This is a genomic window from Paenibacillus sp. FSL R5-0908 (genome assembly GCF_038006245.1).
GTDB lineage: Bacteria > Bacillota > Bacilli > Paenibacillales > Paenibacillaceae > Paenibacillus_AQ > Paenibacillus_AQ odorifer.
In genome coordinates this window covers 722166-740345 of record NZ_JBBOUV010000001.1, presented here as the reverse complement: position 1 = coordinate 740345, position 18180 = coordinate 722166, and the positions used below count along the sequence as shown (strand labels likewise).

The window sequence follows — 18180 nt, the reverse complement described above, 5'->3', positions numbered from 1 at the left end:
GACTCCAGTGCAGCTATCTCATCAAAAGTGGCTCAAACCGGGCGTTTTTCATGCCAATAGTGACTATGGGGTCCGATAGCACACCAAAAGTCGATAAATGCTGCGTTTAGGGGCTACTGGGTCCGTTAGCGCCAAAACACCCTCTCCCCGGGGAGCTTACGGACCTAGCACAATAACACCGAACACATCATCAGGCGCTTACGGATCTAGGACGATAACACCAGTACATCCTCAGGCGCATACGGATCTAGGTACGATAACACCCAGTACATCCTCAGACGCTTAAGGACTCAGGAGGCATTATTTGCTCAATTATCACCTTTTGCGCCCAGTTTCGGACTCCAGTGCAGCTATCTCATCAAAAGTGGCTCAAACCGGGCGTTTTTCATGCCAATAGTGACTATGGGGTCCGATAGCACGCCAAAAGTCGATAAATGCAACGTTTAGGGGCTACTGGGTCCGTTAGCGATCTCTTGCGTGCAAATTACATACCATGAAGCAAAGTTTGTTTTAAGAGCTTGGTGGATACGAGCATGAGATTAGGTTTGGGGTTGGCAGCTCCGAGATAGCAACTTTGATCTAGTCCTTTAGGGTTAGCATCTCTATGCTAGCAACTCTGATCTACGCTTTTGGGTTGGCATCTTGTTCTAGTAATTTGGCACTGGCACCTTTAAGCTAGCAGCTTTGAAATAATAAAGCTGGCGTTCGGGACATACGACGGACAACAAAAAAACAGATGCCCCAGTAGTCATGATCATGACTACGGGACACCTGCGTCTTTTTTATATCTTGCATTGCTGCATGATTTTTTATATCTTGTATTGCTGCACGATTATTGAAGCTGCTCAAACAGTCGGAAGATTACTGTCGCTGCTTGCGCTCTTGTAGCCTTGCCGTTTGGTCCAAAATGGTTGGATGTCATACCGTTAATAATTCCACTAATACGCATCGCTTCTACAGCTTTGGCTGCATCCGCGGACAGCTGGTTCACATCAGAGAATGCTTCACCAGAGGCATTTGTTCCGTCAGTCAATGGGATATTAATCGTCTGAGCCAAACGATAAATCATAACCGCCATTTCCTGACGAGTAATCTCCTCACTTGCACCAAAGTTGCCATCTGCTTTGCCTTTAACAATACCGAGTTTTTGAGCGCTCGCAATTGGACTGGCATACCATACCCCATCCTTAACGTCTGTAAATGTGCTTACAGCCGTCTCATCTAGTAAATCAAAAGCGCTCACCAATATTTTAATAAATTCTGCACGGGTCACATTTCCACTTGGGTTAAAGTGTTCAGCATCCATCCCTTGGATTGCGCCTCGTGCTGCGAGTGCTTCAATGCTGTTTACCGCCCAATTAGCTGTAGCGATATCTTTGAATGAAACATTCGAGTGAACCACTACATAACTGCCAAGCTGCGGCAAATTCAACTCAAGCATCTGTGTTCCTATATTAAATCTTCCGTTCTTAACGGTCTCTAGTTGCTGATTACTGTTCAAGTAATAAACCACTACTTTATGAGCTTTCTCACCAGCCTTCAGCGTATAAGGAAGTGCCAGCTTGATCCCCGATGTCTTCAGTACATCGCCTGGAATAACCACACCATCTACGCTAAGACTGATGTTTTTAATTGTACCTGCATTCAACTGACTGCTTACCGAAAGTGGCAATCCGGATACATCTCCAGTGCCCACAATAAGCTTAAGTTTACCGTTTTTAGCATCTTTGTAAGTCTTCAGGAAACTTTCCGGCAGCATTATGCTTGCTGTTCCTGTATCAATCTTGAGGGATTTAACATTCCCCGCTGCTGCCAGTGACTGCAGTGGCAGCTCAACTACAATTTGTTTCGCGTTTCCGGCAGGATTCACGACAATGGACAGCATACCATCCTTTGCATCCTTGGCTGCCTTTTCAATATCTGCGGCAGTGAGTTCAGCCAATGCTTTTCCATCTGCTCCGATGACCGTCTGGACAACGATTTTACCACTGCTTACAGCAGGGGCAGCTGTCGCAGACGCGCTAGGCGACGGTTTGGCCGTGGCTACCGGCACATAAGTACCCGGTGCCTCTGTTGGTTTCGGCGTTGACGTTGACGTTGGCGTTGGTGTCGGTGTCGGTACAGGTGTTGATGTTGGCGTAGGTGTTGGCGTAGCTTCTGAAAGCAACTTCAGGCCCGCAACCGCCGCAGTAAGCTGACTTAATGCCTCATCAATGTCTGCCTGAGTGGCAGTTCCACTCTCCAGCAACATCACTGCACGGGCTACCTCTTTCTCAAGAGTATTCCAGCTCTCCTCTACATAAAGGCTCTTATCCAGAGCCTCTATTGCTTTAAGCTTCTCCTCCAAAGATGCCGTTATGAGAGGTGGATTTACAGAAACTAATGTTAAGGTATACGTTCTCGTCGTTGTTTTATCCAGTGCCGTCACAATGACCTTGTAACCCGTTTGGATTTCTCCCGCAATAGTAATGCTATCGGGTTCGTACACAGCGAAGGTAACCCCTACCGGAACAGTAAGTCCTTCCTTCAGCTCATCAAGCGTAGTCGTATCCGGTAAAATAATTTCTTTGGCTACCTGATCAATAGATCCGCCCGGAATTGTGATTCCGCTGATCGTTGCATCATGAGCTTCGACAGGCTGTAAGGCTTCAAAGGCATTTTTCAAATTGGAATATGCCACATTAATATCACCATCGGTAGCACCGTCATTTGCATAAGTGGCTTTAGCAGCCTCTAGTGCAATGCGTAGTGCCTCCCATTGCTCAGGCGTTCCGGTATAATTCTCTTCATTAACCGAAGGATCTTCCGCTGTATCAATGGCTGCTTTAAGTTTAGATTTATCGTACCTCACACTGATGCGGCAGCTGGCAGCAATATCGGTGCCTGCCACTTTACCAAATATAGTGAAGTCTGTAGCAATGGTAAGTTTGTTAAGGGGAATTTCCTCCCATACCACACTTGCCAAGCCTGTAGTTTTATCGGCGTAAGTTACAGTAACCTTAGCTGGAAGCGTAGGCACGACGTTAACTGTCGTACTCACCGCAATCTGTTCAATGCTCACAATCGCACCATGGTCGCCGGGAGCAGGAACTTCTCCTTCTGGCTTAGACGAAATTGCCCGCCATTCCTTAACGCCTGTCCAAATACTAGTGGACTGCTTATTAAGAATCAAACGGAGTTTATCCGTTTTCACCTCGTCAAAGGTTACCTCGTTAAATGTATTTCTTGCTTTGCCTTTCTCGCTCAAGCCCGTTACCGGTACATATTTTCCAGCATCCTTATCCCAATATTCGAAGTTGTAATCTCCCGGTACCTGCACACCGCCTTCATCATCATAGAAGTACACGGAGCTGCCTGACAAAGTCACTGGCTCCTTCCAGGTCAGTTGCAGCCAGTGGCTTTCACCGGGACCGCCCCAGTTCCCATACTGAGTTTCTGCTTCGCTATTGTAAATACTTGCTGAAGTATAAGGGATATACCCATCATTAATGCCATACACAGACTCCCATGCCGAAGTGTAAGAGGCACTAGGGGTAGCCAAAAGGGCAGCATTTCTGTATCTAAGGTTGTCCATCGCCATCCGCATTTGATCCGTTGCCACTTTGATCTCTTCCAGTGTATATTCTCCCTGAGCCAGTAATGCCTTGGCAGCAGTCAGCGCAGCTTGCAGCTCTTGCCATGTTGCCGCAGTAAAATCGTCCTTATTCCGGACAAGTCTGCCGGAATCCCGATCCGCAAACTTCGCGATCATCTCGGTCAGTTCCGCAGTAGCCACAAATACGGTGACTGGAACCTTCACGACAGTTTCCAGTTCCCCATCGCTGACAGTCAGGCGGTATTCGTATTCACCAGTCTCCTTAAAGGTTGCTTGCAGCATGGCTTTATCAAGCCCTGTCTCCTCTACTTCGCCTTCACCTGAAATCTTCTCCCAGGTATAAGTCAGCTTGCCACTTGGCAATCCATCATCAACGATTTGCGGCATAATCGTCAGAGGAACATTTTGCTCAACCTTCAATGGTGTTTCTAGATAAACCCTTGGTGCCTGATTGGCAGCCGCTTTAACTTCCAGATTATTGTTGTAGATCTGAATCTCCTTGATGGCGGTCGCAAGTTCCAGCGAATGTGTCACATGAATGCGAATCGCTGCAGTGTTAACCTTTTGGAACTCCACATTGTTATAGTTGGAAGCAATATACTCCGGATAGCGGAATTGTCCCTCCACTGGTTTCCAGCTTCCATCAGCATCCTGATATTCGACACCAAATGTCTGTGGTGTACCATAACCGTTCAGAAGCCGGTCATTATAGAAATAGACTTTTACATTGTCCACAGCCTGGACTCCATCAAATTTGAACGTAACCGTATCGACGGAATTCGGCGAACCTCCGAATAAAGCTGTGTTTGACGTATGATTAATCGATGCGATTGTCGAATTGTCCGCCAGGTTGCGGATGTTCGAACCGCTCTTGATATAAGTCGATTCAACAGTAGTGCCTGAGGCAACAGCCAGATTCGTACTGTCATTAACAATATCTACGCCTGCTTTATTAAACATATCGACAGTCTTCTCATTGCTGGCCAGGGATGTTTGATCTGCCGCAGCAAGCGCCGTAGCACTGCCTTTTTCATATAACACCTGTGTCTTCGAGTTGTCGCCAACAGCCCCAGTTACATCACCTGAAGGTTTTTCCACCTTACCAGTAGCTGTATCATAAATCAGATGGGACATTTCGTTAGTTGTCATTACGAGTTCATCATTAATGAAGAGCGAATAACCTGCTGGAATACCTTGATAATGAGGATTGTCACTGTATTTAGCAGGATCCTGCCATACGATAGATAAGTTAGCATCATGATAACGCACGTTATCTACAGCAAAATAGTCATAATCAACATTAATCGGCCATAGCTCGATTTTGTCATCTGTCCGTGGCTGAATACCCGCCATATCTTCAACCACAGTGTAATTCATCATGCCAAGCGTATCGTGGTGAATCCATGCCCGTACCATATCTCCACTAGGGTTAGGAGGATTGTCTTTTGTCCATGGCGTACCGAAGAAGTAATCCTCCAGCCAGAAAAATTCATTAGAGTCCAGGTGGTCCGTATTGCCCGGCTCCACTGTATGCAACCAAGCGCCCCAATCAAACAGTGTTTTGTAAACGTCACTACTGATGTTATCTATAGGATAATAGCGCAGAGAGGCACGAACGGTATTAATATAGTTGCCGAAGTTACACCATGCGAACTGGTCTGTACCGAAGGCATCCGTCTTGCCATTCTTGAAATCTTCCACCCGCTTCATAATGCTGTTCTGATCCGCTGTAAAGAAAGGAAAGATCGGATAATAATTCGGATCTGCGTAATCAGACAACTGGGATAAATATTTCGGCTCATATCCTTCTTCACCTTCAGTTGGTACTACACCAAAGTTAAAGACAAACATGTTATTATCCCGCCAAGGGTTGAATACATCGGTACCGCCCACAACTTTTTTGTGCAAAAAGCTGCCGGTACCATTCGTATCTGCCACACCATCACCATCAAAGTCAGCCTTGTCGTACCACATCTCATTCAGAATTGAATTCTTAATATTCTGCGCTACAGTGTTCATTTTAGCTGCACCCGCAGTATCTCCAAGCTGCTCGTACATCTTCGCTGTTGCCACTGCATTAGCGTAGGTAGTAGAAGAACCATCCAGCCGGGCATAGTTACCACTGCCATTCCAGTGCATGGATACGGTATCTCCGTCATTACCTGTAATCGGACCATGGTTATAATAAACAAGATTTGGATTAGTGCCTTTAAAATGTTCAAGTGTGCCGGTAACATCAGTGGCGGAAAAATCAGCGAACTTCTTCAATATTTCCTGACCACCACCGTAAATCTTGTAAGCATCCCAGCCAACTTGAGACGTGTTCTGCATCATATCCCAAGTCCAGATGTTAGGACGTCCGGGATTATTTTTATAGTTCTTATTCTCGGAATATTCCCCTTGAGCCAACCAAGTTCCATACAAGTAGGAAGGATCACGCAGCCATTTCAGATCCTGCATCGCCCAAGGTACACTGACCGTAATCCCGTTGTTGTAGCCGAGAACGCCCTCCATGTTCATTGGGAACTGCCAGTCATTGCCCGGAATGTTGGCATCCAGCAAATTAAAGCGGTTACACCACCAACGATAATAAAGTACCTTCTTCACATTCTCATCGGGAACATCGATATATGGAATGTTCTCTGCCCACCACTCGTTGTACTCCCGCACCTGTGCAGAGAAGGCTGTATCATTGCTGCCAGCAGCCTTAAAGCTCTCATAATGCAGCTTTGAGCCCGGTATTTCATCCGCGAGCCAACCCATGACCACCTTTTGGTCAACGGAACCACCGGCGGGCACTGTAATCTCTCTAACCAGTTCATTTCCGGAAGGACTCATGTCATTTCCGCTCAGGTGAACATCCACGTAGGACATTGCTTCAACTACCTTTTGCCCGGCCTTGCCCACCATTAGCGGAGCAGCCACTCTGTAACCAACCAGCTCATCCCCCTCCGCTGCTGAGACGAAAGGTGATTTAACCTTCATCGTCAACGTTATATCGCTGGCCGTAGGATTCTTCAACTGAAGCAGTGTTACAGCACTGTTATAGCTGGAAATAAATTTCCGCTGGTTAATCTCCAGGCCTCCGCTTGTGTAGGTCTGATTCTCATGACTTGGGTAGTTCTTCCGCACATTTTTCTGTTCCGCCAAGTCTCCTGTAGAAAGGGTGATGTTATACATCGTGTCCTTGTTCAAAGTATCCGCGTAATGCACCGTTCCCACAAAACCCAGCTTGGTATTATCCTGAGTCTTCATGTACAAAGCGCTTCCCCGGCTGAACAAAGTATTGGCGCTAACTTCATCGTTGACATCATCCGGAATGACACCTTCGTTAACAAGCAAGGCATCAAGCCAAGGCAAATCAGAATTATCTTTTGCAAAAGCCTCAAAATCAAAAGCTTCAATCGCCTGCATCATTTCTCCGACGGTGACATCGCTGAAATTTACGCCTTCCTTAACAATAGAATTATCCTTCCACTTTGCCTGCCCATAATCGGTGCCTACGCCTTCATGATAGAAATCAGTCGTGTAGTTAGCCGATACGGGAACAATCCCTGCATTTAATACCACCGCCGCGCATAATGCCGCTACAGAAGCTCTTCTGGGCCATTTATGACTTGTCATTTGGATGAATTCCTCCTTTTTATCCCTTGATTCCTGTTAATGTAATACCCTCAACAAAATATTTGTTGCCGATCAAGAAAAATACTAGACAAGGAGCTGTAACGACGAGCGCCAGTGCCATGACCTGTTCATAGTTCGGAATGCGCATCCCGTTCACAATATACAAGCCCATAGGCAGCGTATAATCTGCTTCAGTCTTCAAATAAATCATGGTGTAGAAAAATTCATTCCAACAGTTGATAAAGCTGAACAACGCCACAACAATCATTGCGGGACGTATAAGCGGCAGCATGATGCGGGAGTAGATACGGAAGTAACCCGCACCGTCAATCTTGGCAGCTTCACTGAGTTCTAGCGGAATCGTCATGAAAAATTGCCGGAGCAAAAAGACAAAATATGCGTTGCCGCCTGCACAGAAAAAGGCCGGAATAATAAGAGCAGGTTTGCCAGCCAGTCCCAACGAAGTGTACAGAGAATATTGTGGCAGCAGGGTTACGGCACTAGGCAGCATCATCGTACTGATGACCAGCACGAACCACATCCCGCGCAGCGGAAAGTTCAGCTTAGCAAAGGCATACCCAGCAAAGCTTGTCGTCAGCACCGTCCCAATCACATAAGGAACTACAATCGAAACTGAATTCCAGAGCTGCCGCAGGAACTGAATACGTTCCAACCCAAGCCGAAAATTATCGACATTTAGTGACTCAGGGAAAAACACAGGCGGCCGCGCCAGTATTTCTGTATGGCTCACAAAAGCACCTCGCAGCAGCCAATAGAGCGGAAAAGCAAATATCACTGCGAGCAGACAGGAGAGCAGAATCAGCCCGGTATTGATGGCTTTAGCTCTTTTCTTTTTTTTCTGGATACTTGTATAATTCATAATTGCGGTAGCCGCCATTATCTCGCCTTCTTTCTTTTGCCCATCGAATCGTCCCTTTTAAATGCGCCCTGGAAGTAGAACAGCACACCAGTAATGGCCATAGTGATTAGGAAGACGACCCATGCCTCAGCAGACGCCAAACCGCGCATCCCTACCTGAACAAATGAATGGTCATAGATCATAACGTTGATAAAATAAGTCATCCGATCGGGTGCACCATTTCTGGACAACACCACACTTTGCGTATAAATCTGGATAGAGGTCATCATGCACATAATCAGTTGGAAAAAGAGTACAGGCTTGATCGTCGGATAGGTTACTTTGAGGAACTTGTGCCAAGCATTTCCCCCGTCCATCTCGATGGCTTCCAGCAATTCTCCCGGAACATCCTGCAGCGTAGCGATGAACACAACAATCGTCCCACCACAGGTCCACAAGCTCATGATAAACAATGTCTCAAAAATACGGATGGGATCTGTCAGGAAATCAACAGGGGCTATTCCTATCTGCAATAAAATCCAGTTAAGCAGTCCACCCTTGGCTTGGTTCTGTAGAAGCATCTGCCACACAATCGTTGTCGCCAGCATCGGAACTACAGACGGCAGAAAGAATATAGCCCGCATTAAGTTTCTGCCGATAAATTTACGGTTTAATAAGAGTGCAACAATCAGACAAAAGGTGATTACAAGCGCCACGTTAATGAAGGCATAAATCAAGGTTACCGTTATGGATTTCTTGAATTCGGAGCTGGTATTGGTGAATATGTACCGGAAATTATCCAGCCCAATCCACTCCATTACTTGGCTTCCGCTCATAATCGTTATTTTATGAAAGCTGTAAAACAAACTGGCCAGCATCGGATAAAGCGTCAATACCAAAAATCCAATAATGGCCGGTGCTGCAAACAAATATCCAGCCACCGCCTCTTTGGTGACACCTCTGGCATGCTTTTTAACATAGACCGCAGCCGTTTCGGTTTTGCTCTCTGGGTTCATAAGCAATAGCCCTCTTTTCAAATATAAGCTCTAATTAGGAAACCTTGCCGCTCTCGAACAACTGCTTGATCGCTGGCATGATCGCATCATAGACTTCTTTAACACTTTTCTTACCTGCCAATGCCTGATCAATAGATTTCTCATATTCAGTATTCATCTTGAGGTAGGCAGGAACGTAATATGCAGGCCATTGTGCGATAGAGTCTTTCGTTGTCGAATAACTAAGAATAGTTTCTTTTGCACTTTCTGGAAGATCGGAGGTCCATTTTTCAACCAAGGTAGGATCGGTATACCAATCTGCCTGGTTTGGCAACCACGCACCACTCTTCAGCAGCTCCAGACTGTTCTCAGGGTTAACCATGTAAGCATAGAATTTCTTGGCTTCCTCAATGTGCTTCGATGTATTGTACACAACAAGCGGAGCACCACAGTTCATCGTTACTGCCTTTTCCATCTTAGGCAAAACCCCAACGCCGATATCTTCATTTCCTTTGATATTAGCTAGATCCCAAGAGCCGCTGATCGCCATGGCATAACCACCACTCAAAGCGTCTACCGCAGAACCAATTCCGGAATTCCAAGTGTAATTGAAAGCGGAGGCAACCTTGTCTTTGTTAACGAGGTCAGCTAGCTTCTGGATGGCATCAACCGTTTTGGGAGAATCCCATTGAAATTCCTTTCCATCCGGGGAAACAATCCCTCCGCCGTTGGCATAAGCTGCCCAGAAATGGTGGAACTCCCGTCCCGCTGTCATACCAAGCCCGTAGTTCTCGGTGAGAGCAGCATCAAAGCCTTCATCTGCCGCTGTTTTTCCTTTAGTATCTGTCGTTAGCTTTTTCGCGTTTGTTACGAATGTATCCCAATCCCATGCATTTTCAACTTTGGAGGGTGGATATTCAAGGCCCGCTGCATCAAATTTAGACTTGCTATAGTAGAGCAGCTCCAACTGGTTGGATAGGCCGACTCCGATCACTTTTTGCTCAGGTGAATGGATTGTTATCGCTGATAGTTTTTCAGGAATACTTCCGTCCGCTAATAAATCGCTGATATCTTCGATAATTCCCATTTCATTGTACTTTTGGATATCGCCTTCACCCATATAACTGATGTCTGGAAGTTCGCCGGATTCGAGCCGGGTCTGAATAAATGTATCGAAGGAGCCGTCCGCTGGAAGCACTTGTGCATTGATTTTCACTCCGGTGTCGGCTGTATATTTTTCTGCTGCCGCTTCAACCAGCTTTTTCTGCACATCATCACCCCAATACAATAATTCCAAGGTTACGTCTTTATCAGACGTAGTTTCTTTGTTGGCTGCTCCAGACCCTTCAGATGCCTTTGGAGCCGCGTTATTGGAATTGCCCGAACAGCCTGCCAGTGCGGAAAAAACCATCATTGATGCTAAAGATAGAACTAGAGTACGTTTTCCAAACTTCATGTTTGTTGCCTCCCTTTTTTTCATATCTATTTATTTCAAGCCAAGCATTTAAAGCTTTAGCCTAAAATCATCATGGTTTGTCACTCTTAGCAATTACAGGCAAGGACTGAATATTCCGCCTGCCAGTCTTACGTGAGGCTCTAGTATCCCCTCAGTTGTGCGATATTCAAGCTTATCCTCAAGCAGTACATATCTTGATGGATATGCAGCGTAACTTGTTACGATCCAGCCCTCCGAGTCTTCTTCAATATAGCCGTTAATACAGCGCATCTTTCCGCGTGGATCCCTGTACAAATATGTGGTTGTCCCGAAGCCCATTAGATAGGCCACTAGCTCCTCCCCCATATCCCAATCATCTCCTGTCACACCCGAGAACAGCGAAGCAAACAAGGAATCACTTGCCCCCACAAATACGGATTGCCCAAAACGGTTTCGCGACAATTCTGGCATGTTCAGGTTAGGAGCTGCCACACTATATGTAGAAGCTGCCTCTCCAGGCAACAAACGTCGTGGAGTAGAGCGTACATTCCAATCGTAACAATTGAATACTGCCATCGTAGAACGGTAAGCGGCTTCCAAATATTCAGGGTCTCCAAGGAATTCATAGGCAACCCGGGATGCTCCTGCTACCAATCCACCCCAAAGGGAATGAATCATATAAGACAAAGCTTCCCACCAGCGATCCGGATTCTGCACTCTGTAATCATTGCTGAATCCGATATTTGCCAGAATTAGTTGTCCATAACGCTGAGCCTCCTCTTTATTTCCAAGGTGACACAACGTTTCACAGGTAGGACCAAATCCTGCATTATCGTAAAAATGCTCCGTTATAGCTCCCTCATACTGCTGTATCCCTGTCTCGAGATTTCTGCCAAAGTGCTCCCATAAGGTAAGTAGACGTTTATACTCTTCTGAAAGACCGCTCTCCTTCAGTGCTTCTAATAAATCAAGAATATAGAGCACAAATATACCGTTTAGACGGCTCTCATCCTGCTCGCGCTGGCCACTGTGCCGATCAGGGTCTAGGCGAAGGCACATGATTTCAGCAGCCCATTGTAGATATTTTCTAGGAGAATGAATTTTTAGTAGTGAACCATCCATTCGTGACAATAGATAAAAGACATGCCCAATATAATCCAGATCATAAATGCGGTAGAATTCTCCATACAAGGGACGCGGATGATTGAAATCTCCGCCTTCAAACCAATGCTCCTTCACATCCAATACTGCGGCAATCTCGGCCTTAGCTACTTGTTCTGGGACAGCCTTAGCCATGCTATTCTTCATCAGAAGAAAAGCAACCTTACCCAGCGATTCTCCCTGATTCGATAGCGGACGGAAGGCATATGGCCTCTCAGCCTCCCCTGTCCCTCCAAAGTTGTTATTTACCAACCACTCGGCTCTCTTTTCCAGAATCCGGTCAATCGACTCCAGTACATTCCAGACCAGGATATCGGTCCGTCCATCTTCTAGCACCAGCTCCAGCTTATGTTCTCCCGGCTCCAAACGCTGTAAAGATATGTTATAGCTGCTGCCTGACTCCAACCGTACAGCTTCGTCCGTAATATTCTCCTGACGGATCAGCTCCGTTGCCGGTGAAGTGCTATACAAACGCAGCTCACGTAGAGCTTGGCCCTGCGGCAGATCAACAACAGCTTCGAATCTTCCTCCCCGGGTTAATACAGGCGTATAGCTCCAGCGCGGATGTCCATAGGCCATACCCTGCCTATAGAAATCATCTCGATTCTGACAGGGATGGATTATGTATTCCCAACTGGAGGTCTCTCCAGCGTCAAGATCCAGCGGACTGTAAGCGCCACCATATATCCAGTCGGCAGCTGCAGATTCGGTCATAGATGATCCGTCTTCCACCAACGATAGCCGATGATACAGCAGACCATCCAAAGAAGGGGAAACCTGCTCAAGAAAACGATTCTTATAACTACAATAAGTACCTACGGTTACTGTTCTGCCCTGAGTACCATAAACACCCAGATGTGGTGCTTCGTTGCTCCGTCGAATGGCAGCAATTTTAGCGAAATCTCCTCCAAGATGGGGGAATACTGCACAGGACTGTCTCATATTGCGCTGCACATTTTCATCTCTGTACATGATATAAGCGAACGAAAACCACACATGAAGTCCATTAATTTTTACAGACTGTGTTGAGCGGTTCGTAGCTTCAATAGTCCATCTTAGCCGCTCATCTTCCAAAGAATATGTAAGTCTGATTGCAATCGGCGGGCCTTCAAAATCCACAATTACACGGTGTTTTCCTTCTGGCGTGATTTTGGGCAACAGATCAGTGCTTTTTATGATATTCCCGTCTAGCTCTATTGTCCATTCTCCGAATAGCTTATCTGTATCCGTATAACCTGCCTCTTTCAAATAAGACGGATCAATTACCCAATTCATTTCACTAGGGTCGCCCTGTAATATCAGAGACTGAAGTGCTCCGCGGTCGCTTAGCTCCATCCTGAAATTTTCGTTGCCTAGAATCGTCATTGCCTAGCACCTCTTAAATATTTTAAGTTAAACGTTTAGATTTATGAGGAAAAAGGAGCTGTGAAACTTATTTTTGTTTCACAGCATTTTTTAACGTAGCCACGGAATCACGTTCGATCAACCGGCACTCCGGCATGATCAATGAATCCATCTTCGTCCCCTTGATTAAATTGAACAAAACCTCAATAGCTTGATAGCCCATCTCATGTAGCGGAAGTCCCATTGTTGTTATACGCGGGCGTAAGTAATCACTGAATTCACGATTATCAAAACCGACAACCGACAGATCATCCGGTATTTTAAACCCTTTTTCCTCTGCCGCCTGCAAAACACCTACAACCATTACATCATTCATGGAAAGAATCGCGGTTGGAGGCTCCGGCAAAGCGAGCAACTCGGAGGTAAGGCGATACCCTGATTCCCTCTCCCAGTCTCCCATCTTAATTAATAGTGGATCGAACGGTAGTTGATATTCAGTAACTGCCTTGTAATAACCGTTCAGTCTTAATCTGGAAGGGATAGAATCCATCAAACCACTGATTACAGCAATTCTGCTATGTCCTTGGTTAACCAAGTAGGACATGGCTTGGTAAGCAGCTTGCTCATCATTATACTGGATAGAGATATCGTCCTGTGTGTAAGAGTAGGTATACACAATAGGCTTACCCTCCGTATCGATTAAACCCGTTAAATCACGGGGATGAACACCGATATAAATAATCCCATCCACTTGATTACTGAGCAGTTCGGCAACCGCATTAGCGGCATACTTTCGATAGTCTTCCGTATTCGAGAAGTTACGGCCGATACGCTTGTCCAAACGAAGATTCACCAGTAAAATATGCAAATCATTACGATCTCCAAAATCATTAATTCCATCGATAATATCGGGGGTGTTAAATACCGTCACATCTTCTGCAATAACACCTATTGTATTCGTACGGTTGAGTTTAAGACTCTTCGCAATAGCATTCGGCTTATAATTCAACTCCTCAATGGCTGCAACAACTCGTTCCCTTGTATCGGAACGTACATTGCGGGTACCATTAAGCACATAGGAGACTGTAGCAATCGAAACATTAGCCTTTGCGGCTATGTCTTTAATGCTGGTTTTCCTCATTACACCTTCTCCTATCTTATTATGGGAAATCTTTTAATCACGTTGTTAAACGTTTAGATTATTTTTACAGTTAGAATATACCACGCGTATTTATTGCTTTGCAACCCTTTTTTTGCTATCCTCAAAAAATCCTAATGTTCGTCCCCCTTTTCGTTTAGAATTGATTTATCTGTTGAACATTGGATAAAAATAAGATATAGGAGCTTGGGCTTATTATGACACCATTTACTGAGAGAGTTATTCATATCATACAGTCTATACCAGAAGGTAAAGTGATGACTTACGGAGGAGTTGCCCGCGCGGCAGGCAGCCCAAGAGGAGCAAGGCAGGTCGTTCGCATCCTTCACTCTATGAGCAAAAAATATAAGCTGCCCTGGCACCGGGTCATTAATGCTAAGGGAATGATCGCACTAACTGAGGATGAGTCTAACTCCCTCCAGAGGCTCTATCTACAGGGAGAGGGAGTTAGTTTTAATGAAAAAGGTGTGGTAGATCTGAAGCAATTTCAGTTTGAGCCGGAGTGTGCCGATTAGTACCCTCCGGTAACTCTTCGTCTTTCTCCGGTGCCAAGAGCATTGAGTAGACAATACATCGTCGCGTAAATGACCAGCAGGACAAAGGCAATGAACAAACTGAAAAACACGGACTGGAGATTCAGGCTATCCAGAACAAGTTGATACAACTGATGCCTGTCCGTCAGGACGTCCCAGCTATTGAGTCTGTAGACTCGGCCAAGCAGTACACCATATCCCCCGAGCATACATGCCGCAAGCACGAATACCCATGACCACAGCAGGTTGCTTTTGCGATAAATGACCGTCTGGAACTGATACAATGAGAAGAACCCGGTCAACCATCCACTCCAGGTGAACAATAAAAGAGTAACCAAGTCATACCAGTAGCGATTCTGAATGGCTCCCTCCACGATATATCTACTTTTTCTTACCGTTAAATGCACCAGGTCAGTCATGAGATAAGGCGCGTTTGGAAAGAACAGCAGCCACGCGACACCCAAAGGAAGAAGTAATAAACCGCCTATCTTCCTTTTGTCTAGCTCATAAGCAGCCATGGAGAATAAAAACGGAATCCAAGCTAAGAACAAATTCCAAATTAAAAAACCGTAAAACGAATCCGTCTGAAGTGACACTACACGATATACCGCCAATGTAGCGACAGACAATCCCGCCAAGAGCATAAACACCTTCGGATAATTCAATTCCTTCATGAGCTTATATTCTCCTTATCGATATTAATTACATTAAACTTATACCCAATTGTACAAATTCAGAATTCCGAAGTCCAATTTTAATACAAAAGCCCAGACGCAAGAATAGCGCCCAGGCCGACTTTATTTATTAAAATCAAGTACCGCTGATTAGTTCAGAGGCAATGCTGGTTTCTTGCGTCCTGTCAGACCTCGTAGTCCACCTGCATCCTCCTGACAGGATAATGCCGTACACTCCCTAAACGCCGCATGACTGCATCCGATACATTTGTTGTGATTAATACTGCTAAGAGCTTCATTGATCGCTTCACCGGTATGATGATAGAACTGTGCCGCTCCTATTTTGTCATATAGCCCGGTTCTCTTAAGTAGCTCAAGCGGCTGCGGCTGAACACCGGAGATCATCAGTTTCCCTCCAACAGCATGGAGATGCCGCACCAGCTCCGCCAGATTGGATTCGCCTGTAGTATCCATGAATGGCACTTTTCCCATCCGCATTAATATAATTTTCGGCTGATCTGAGCCATAACCCGGCATGGTGTCATCAAATCTATACGCAGCGCCAAAAAACAGCGGCCCTTCCACGGTATAAATCCCAATCTGCGGACAATCATGACTCTCCGTTACCATATGTGCTCCTACCTTGACGGAATTAGGATCAGGCAATACTTTGGATACCAGATGAACCTCTCCCATCCGTTTCACAAACAAAATCACTGCAAGAATCAATCCCACCTCTACAGCCAGCGTTAAATCTGCAAATATCGTTAACAAGAAGGTGATGAATAACACCAAAGAATCACCTGTTTTGATTTTAAGCAAATGAAGAAATTGTTTACGCTCACTCATATTCCAAGCTACCACCATCAAGATAGGAGCCATCGCTGCCAACGGAATACTAGAAGCATAGGGTGCAAACAACAGAAGAATTAGGAATACCACTCCCCCGTGAACGATCCCTGAGATCGGAGAAACTGCGCCGCTTTTGATATTTGTGGCGGTTCTGGCAATGGCACCTGTGGCTGGAATTCCTCCAAACAATGGAGCTGCAATATTGGCGATTCCCTGACCAATCAGTTCACGGTTGCTGTGATGGCGGCTGCCCGTCATCCCATCAGCTACGACTGCTGACAATAAGGATTCAATAGCACCCAACATCGCGATGATAAAGGCCGGACGAATCAGCAGTGTAATCCGCTCCCAGGTAATGGTCGGAAAACGGAAGCTTGGCAGTGTATTAGGGATATTCCCATAGGCCAAACCAATCGTAGTCACCTTACCGCTAAAAAATAACGCTGCTATGACAGTCGCACAAAGAAGGCCGACCAATGAGCCCGGCACCTTCGGAGCGAAGCGAATCGCTAGGATAACAACGGCCAGACAAATCGCGGCGGTCAGGATACTATATCCATTGATCGTCGATAGATGAAGTCCAATCTCTTTCATGTTATCTACAAAGCTCTCGTGCCGTTCAATATCCCTTAACCCAAGGAAATTAGCAATCTGTCCGGTGAAGATAATAACCGCTATTCCTGCTGTGAAACCAATCGTGACCGGCTTCGGAATAAATTTAATCAGTACACCCAGCCTTAACAATCCCATGAGGACTAAAATAACCCCCGCCATCATCCCCGCTAACAGCAGGTTCTCATAACCATACTGCATCCCAATGGCGAACAAGATAGGAATAAATGCACCTGTCGGTCCACCAATCTGAAATTTCGATCCCCCGAACAATGAAATACATATGCCGGCAACGATTGTCGTATAAATGCCATATTCCGGCTTTACACCAGAAGCAATAGCAAATGCCATCCCTAAAGGAATGGCAATAACCCCGACGATTGTCCCTGATATTAAATCCTTGCGAAAAGCGTTCATGTTGTAGCCTTTATAACGACCCCGCCCTGTCATGTTCAAACCTTCTTTTCTTTAAATATCTGATTATTTGAATATAAGAAGAACATTACTCTAGGACGCGACTGTTGTCAACGCCAAAATAACGTTAATCTATTCCATATTCACTCACCGCGCATGCCTTCCAGCAATGAAATGGTATTCACGAGATGGTTATCAAATATTTGTTTGGCCACGACCAGAAGGTCCTTGATCAGAGGATCACGTAAGGCATAAATGACTGTGGTGCCTTCCTTCACACTAGTTACTACATTTTTGGCGCGTAAAACAGCTAGCTGCTGGGATACAGCAGAACCTTCCGAGCCGAGAATAGCCTGCAGTTCATTCACATTCTTCTCACCTTCGCTAAGCAGCTCCAGAATACGAATACGCATCGGATGAGCCAGCGCCTTGAAGAATTCGGTCTTAAATTGCTGAATTTCGGTGTTCATAGCTTTCTACTCCTCATGCTTAACTTTCTGAATCTAATGTTATCTTTGTATGTTATCTTAGTCCCTAAGAAGCGTCAAATACTGAAGGGATAGATTCGCACATCACGGACCTGCAATTCTACGAACACTCCCAGTGCCATAGGTTCACCGAGACACTCGAACATCACTAACCCTTCACCTATTCGTAAAAATCCTGTGCCATCTTCTTCAATATTCTCCAACACGCCCGTAAAAATAACCTTATCCTGTTCGAGCCTGATATTGAACTCACCTGCAGGTACAGGATGGATATCCACCCACCTCATAAGCAGCTCCGAAAGCTCGAATTCCACATCCATTTCTGCCCCTGGATTCACAGGAGCACCACACCAGATTCCCCGGCCCTCCCCATATTCTGTGAGAAAGAATACCTCGTCCTTTTTCAAACCACTTTTTGTAATTTTGATTTGCATA

At 45.7% G+C, this 18180-nt stretch carries 11 protein-coding genes; 1 reads left to right on the top strand and 10 read right to left on the bottom strand.

All coding sequences use genetic code 11. From position 1 onward, the window contains the following. Positions 1 to 832: 832 nt before the first annotated feature. The 6 genes from MKZ09_RS03415 to MKZ09_RS03390 form a co-directional block, all read right to left on the bottom strand. Complete coding sequence (locus tag MKZ09_RS03415; protein WP_076138270.1) at positions 833 to 7219, bottom strand: S-layer homology domain-containing protein; 6387 nt, start codon at positions 7217 to 7219, stop codon at positions 833 to 835. A gap of 19 nt (positions 7220 to 7238) precedes the next feature. Further along, positions 7239 to 8117, bottom strand: coding sequence for a carbohydrate ABC transporter permease (locus MKZ09_RS03410; protein ID WP_081389160.1), 879 nt, complete (start codon positions 8115 to 8117; stop codon positions 7239 to 7241). Beyond that, a complete protein-coding gene (locus MKZ09_RS03405; RefSeq protein WP_081383334.1) occupies positions 8117 to 9094 on the bottom strand; it encodes a carbohydrate ABC transporter permease in 978 nt (325 codons plus the stop codon). The genes MKZ09_RS03410 and MKZ09_RS03405 overlap by 1 nt, the downstream gene beginning before the upstream one ends. 34 nt (positions 9095 to 9128) lie before the next feature. Beyond that, on the bottom strand, positions 9129 to 10529 hold the full coding sequence (locus MKZ09_RS03400) for an extracellular solute-binding protein (RefSeq protein ID WP_076138269.1): 1401 nt from the start codon (positions 10527 to 10529) through the stop codon (positions 9129 to 9131). A 93-nt stretch (positions 10530 to 10622) separates the two neighbouring features. Then, positions 10623 to 13034: a hypothetical protein gene (locus MKZ09_RS03395; protein ID WP_076207408.1), complete on the bottom strand. Its 2412-nt coding sequence runs from the start codon at positions 13032 to 13034 to the stop codon at positions 10623 to 10625. A gap of 67 nt (positions 13035 to 13101) precedes the next feature. Continuing rightward, on the bottom strand, positions 13102 to 14154 hold the full coding sequence (locus tag MKZ09_RS03390; RefSeq protein WP_076138267.1) for a LacI family DNA-binding transcriptional regulator: 1053 nt from the start codon (positions 14152 to 14154) through the stop codon (positions 13102 to 13104). A gap of 215 nt (positions 14155 to 14369) precedes the next feature. Here MKZ09_RS03390 and MKZ09_RS03385 point away from each other — a divergent pair, with 215 nt between their 5' ends. After that, positions 14370 to 14687, top strand: coding sequence for an MGMT family protein (locus MKZ09_RS03385; protein ID WP_076124439.1), 318 nt, complete (start codon positions 14370 to 14372; stop codon positions 14685 to 14687). Here MKZ09_RS03385 and MKZ09_RS03380 read toward each other — a convergent pair. The 4 genes from MKZ09_RS03380 to MKZ09_RS03365 all read right to left on the bottom strand — a co-directional run bounded on the left by MKZ09_RS03380 (position 14684) and on the right by MKZ09_RS03365 (position 18179). Next, on the bottom strand, positions 14684 to 15379 hold the full coding sequence (locus MKZ09_RS03380; protein ID WP_076138266.1) for a DUF1361 domain-containing protein: 696 nt from the start codon (positions 15377 to 15379) through the stop codon (positions 14684 to 14686). The genes MKZ09_RS03385 and MKZ09_RS03380 overlap by 4 nt on opposite strands. 150 nt (positions 15380 to 15529) lie before the next feature. Beyond that, entirely contained in the window at positions 15530 to 17293 is a 1764-nt protein-coding gene (locus MKZ09_RS03375; protein ID WP_076207410.1) for a SulP family inorganic anion transporter, read from the bottom strand. A gap of 107 nt (positions 17294 to 17400) precedes the next feature. Then, a complete protein-coding gene (locus MKZ09_RS03370) occupies positions 17401 to 17727 on the bottom strand; it encodes an ArsR/SmtB family transcription factor (RefSeq protein ID WP_036676741.1) in 327 nt (108 codons plus the stop codon). Positions 17728 to 17801: 74 nt separating this feature from the next. Then, the gene (locus tag MKZ09_RS03365) at positions 17802 to 18179 is read right to left on the bottom strand and encodes a hypothetical protein (protein ID WP_076138264.1); all 378 of its coding nucleotides are present in this window, start codon (positions 18177 to 18179) and stop codon (positions 17802 to 17804) included. Position 18180: the final 1 nt, after the last annotated feature.

Coding starts and splice junctions, on each gene's coding strand:
- MKZ09_RS03370 (WP_036676741.1), bottom strand. CDS start 17,727: ATGAACACCGAAATTCAGCAATTTAAGACCGAATTCTTCAAGGCGCTG.
- MKZ09_RS03400 (WP_076138269.1), bottom strand. CDS start 10,529: ATGAAGTTTGGAAAACGTACTCTAGTTCTATCTTTAGCATCAATGATG.
- MKZ09_RS03380 (WP_076138266.1), bottom strand. CDS start 15,379: ATGAAGGAATTGAATTATCCGAAGGTGTTTATGCTCTTGGCGGGATTG.
- MKZ09_RS03415 (WP_076138270.1), bottom strand. CDS start 7,219: ATGACAAGTCATAAATGGCCCAGAAGAGCTTCTGTAGCGGCATTATGC.
- MKZ09_RS03405 (WP_081383334.1), bottom strand. CDS start 9,094: ATGAACCCAGAGAGCAAAACCGAAACGGCTGCGGTCTATGTTAAAAAG.
- MKZ09_RS03410 (WP_081389160.1), bottom strand. CDS start 8,117: ATGGCGGCTACCGCAATTATGAATTATACAAGTATCCAGAAAAAAAAG.
- MKZ09_RS03365 (WP_076138264.1), bottom strand. CDS start 18,179: ATGCAAATCAAAATTACAAAAAGTGGTTTGAAAAAGGACGAGGTATTC.
- MKZ09_RS03390 (WP_076138267.1), bottom strand. CDS start 14,154: ATGAGGAAAACCAGCATTAAAGACATAGCCGCAAAGGCTAATGTTTCG.
- MKZ09_RS03395 (WP_076207408.1), bottom strand. CDS start 13,034: ATGACGATTCTAGGCAACGAAAATTTCAGGATGGAGCTAAGCGACCGC.
- MKZ09_RS03375 (WP_076207410.1), bottom strand. CDS start 17,293: ATGACAGGGCGGGGTCGTTATAAAGGCTACAACATGAACGCTTTTCGC.
- MKZ09_RS03385 (WP_076124439.1), top strand. CDS start 14,370: ATGACACCATTTACTGAGAGAGTTATTCATATCATACAGTCTATACCA.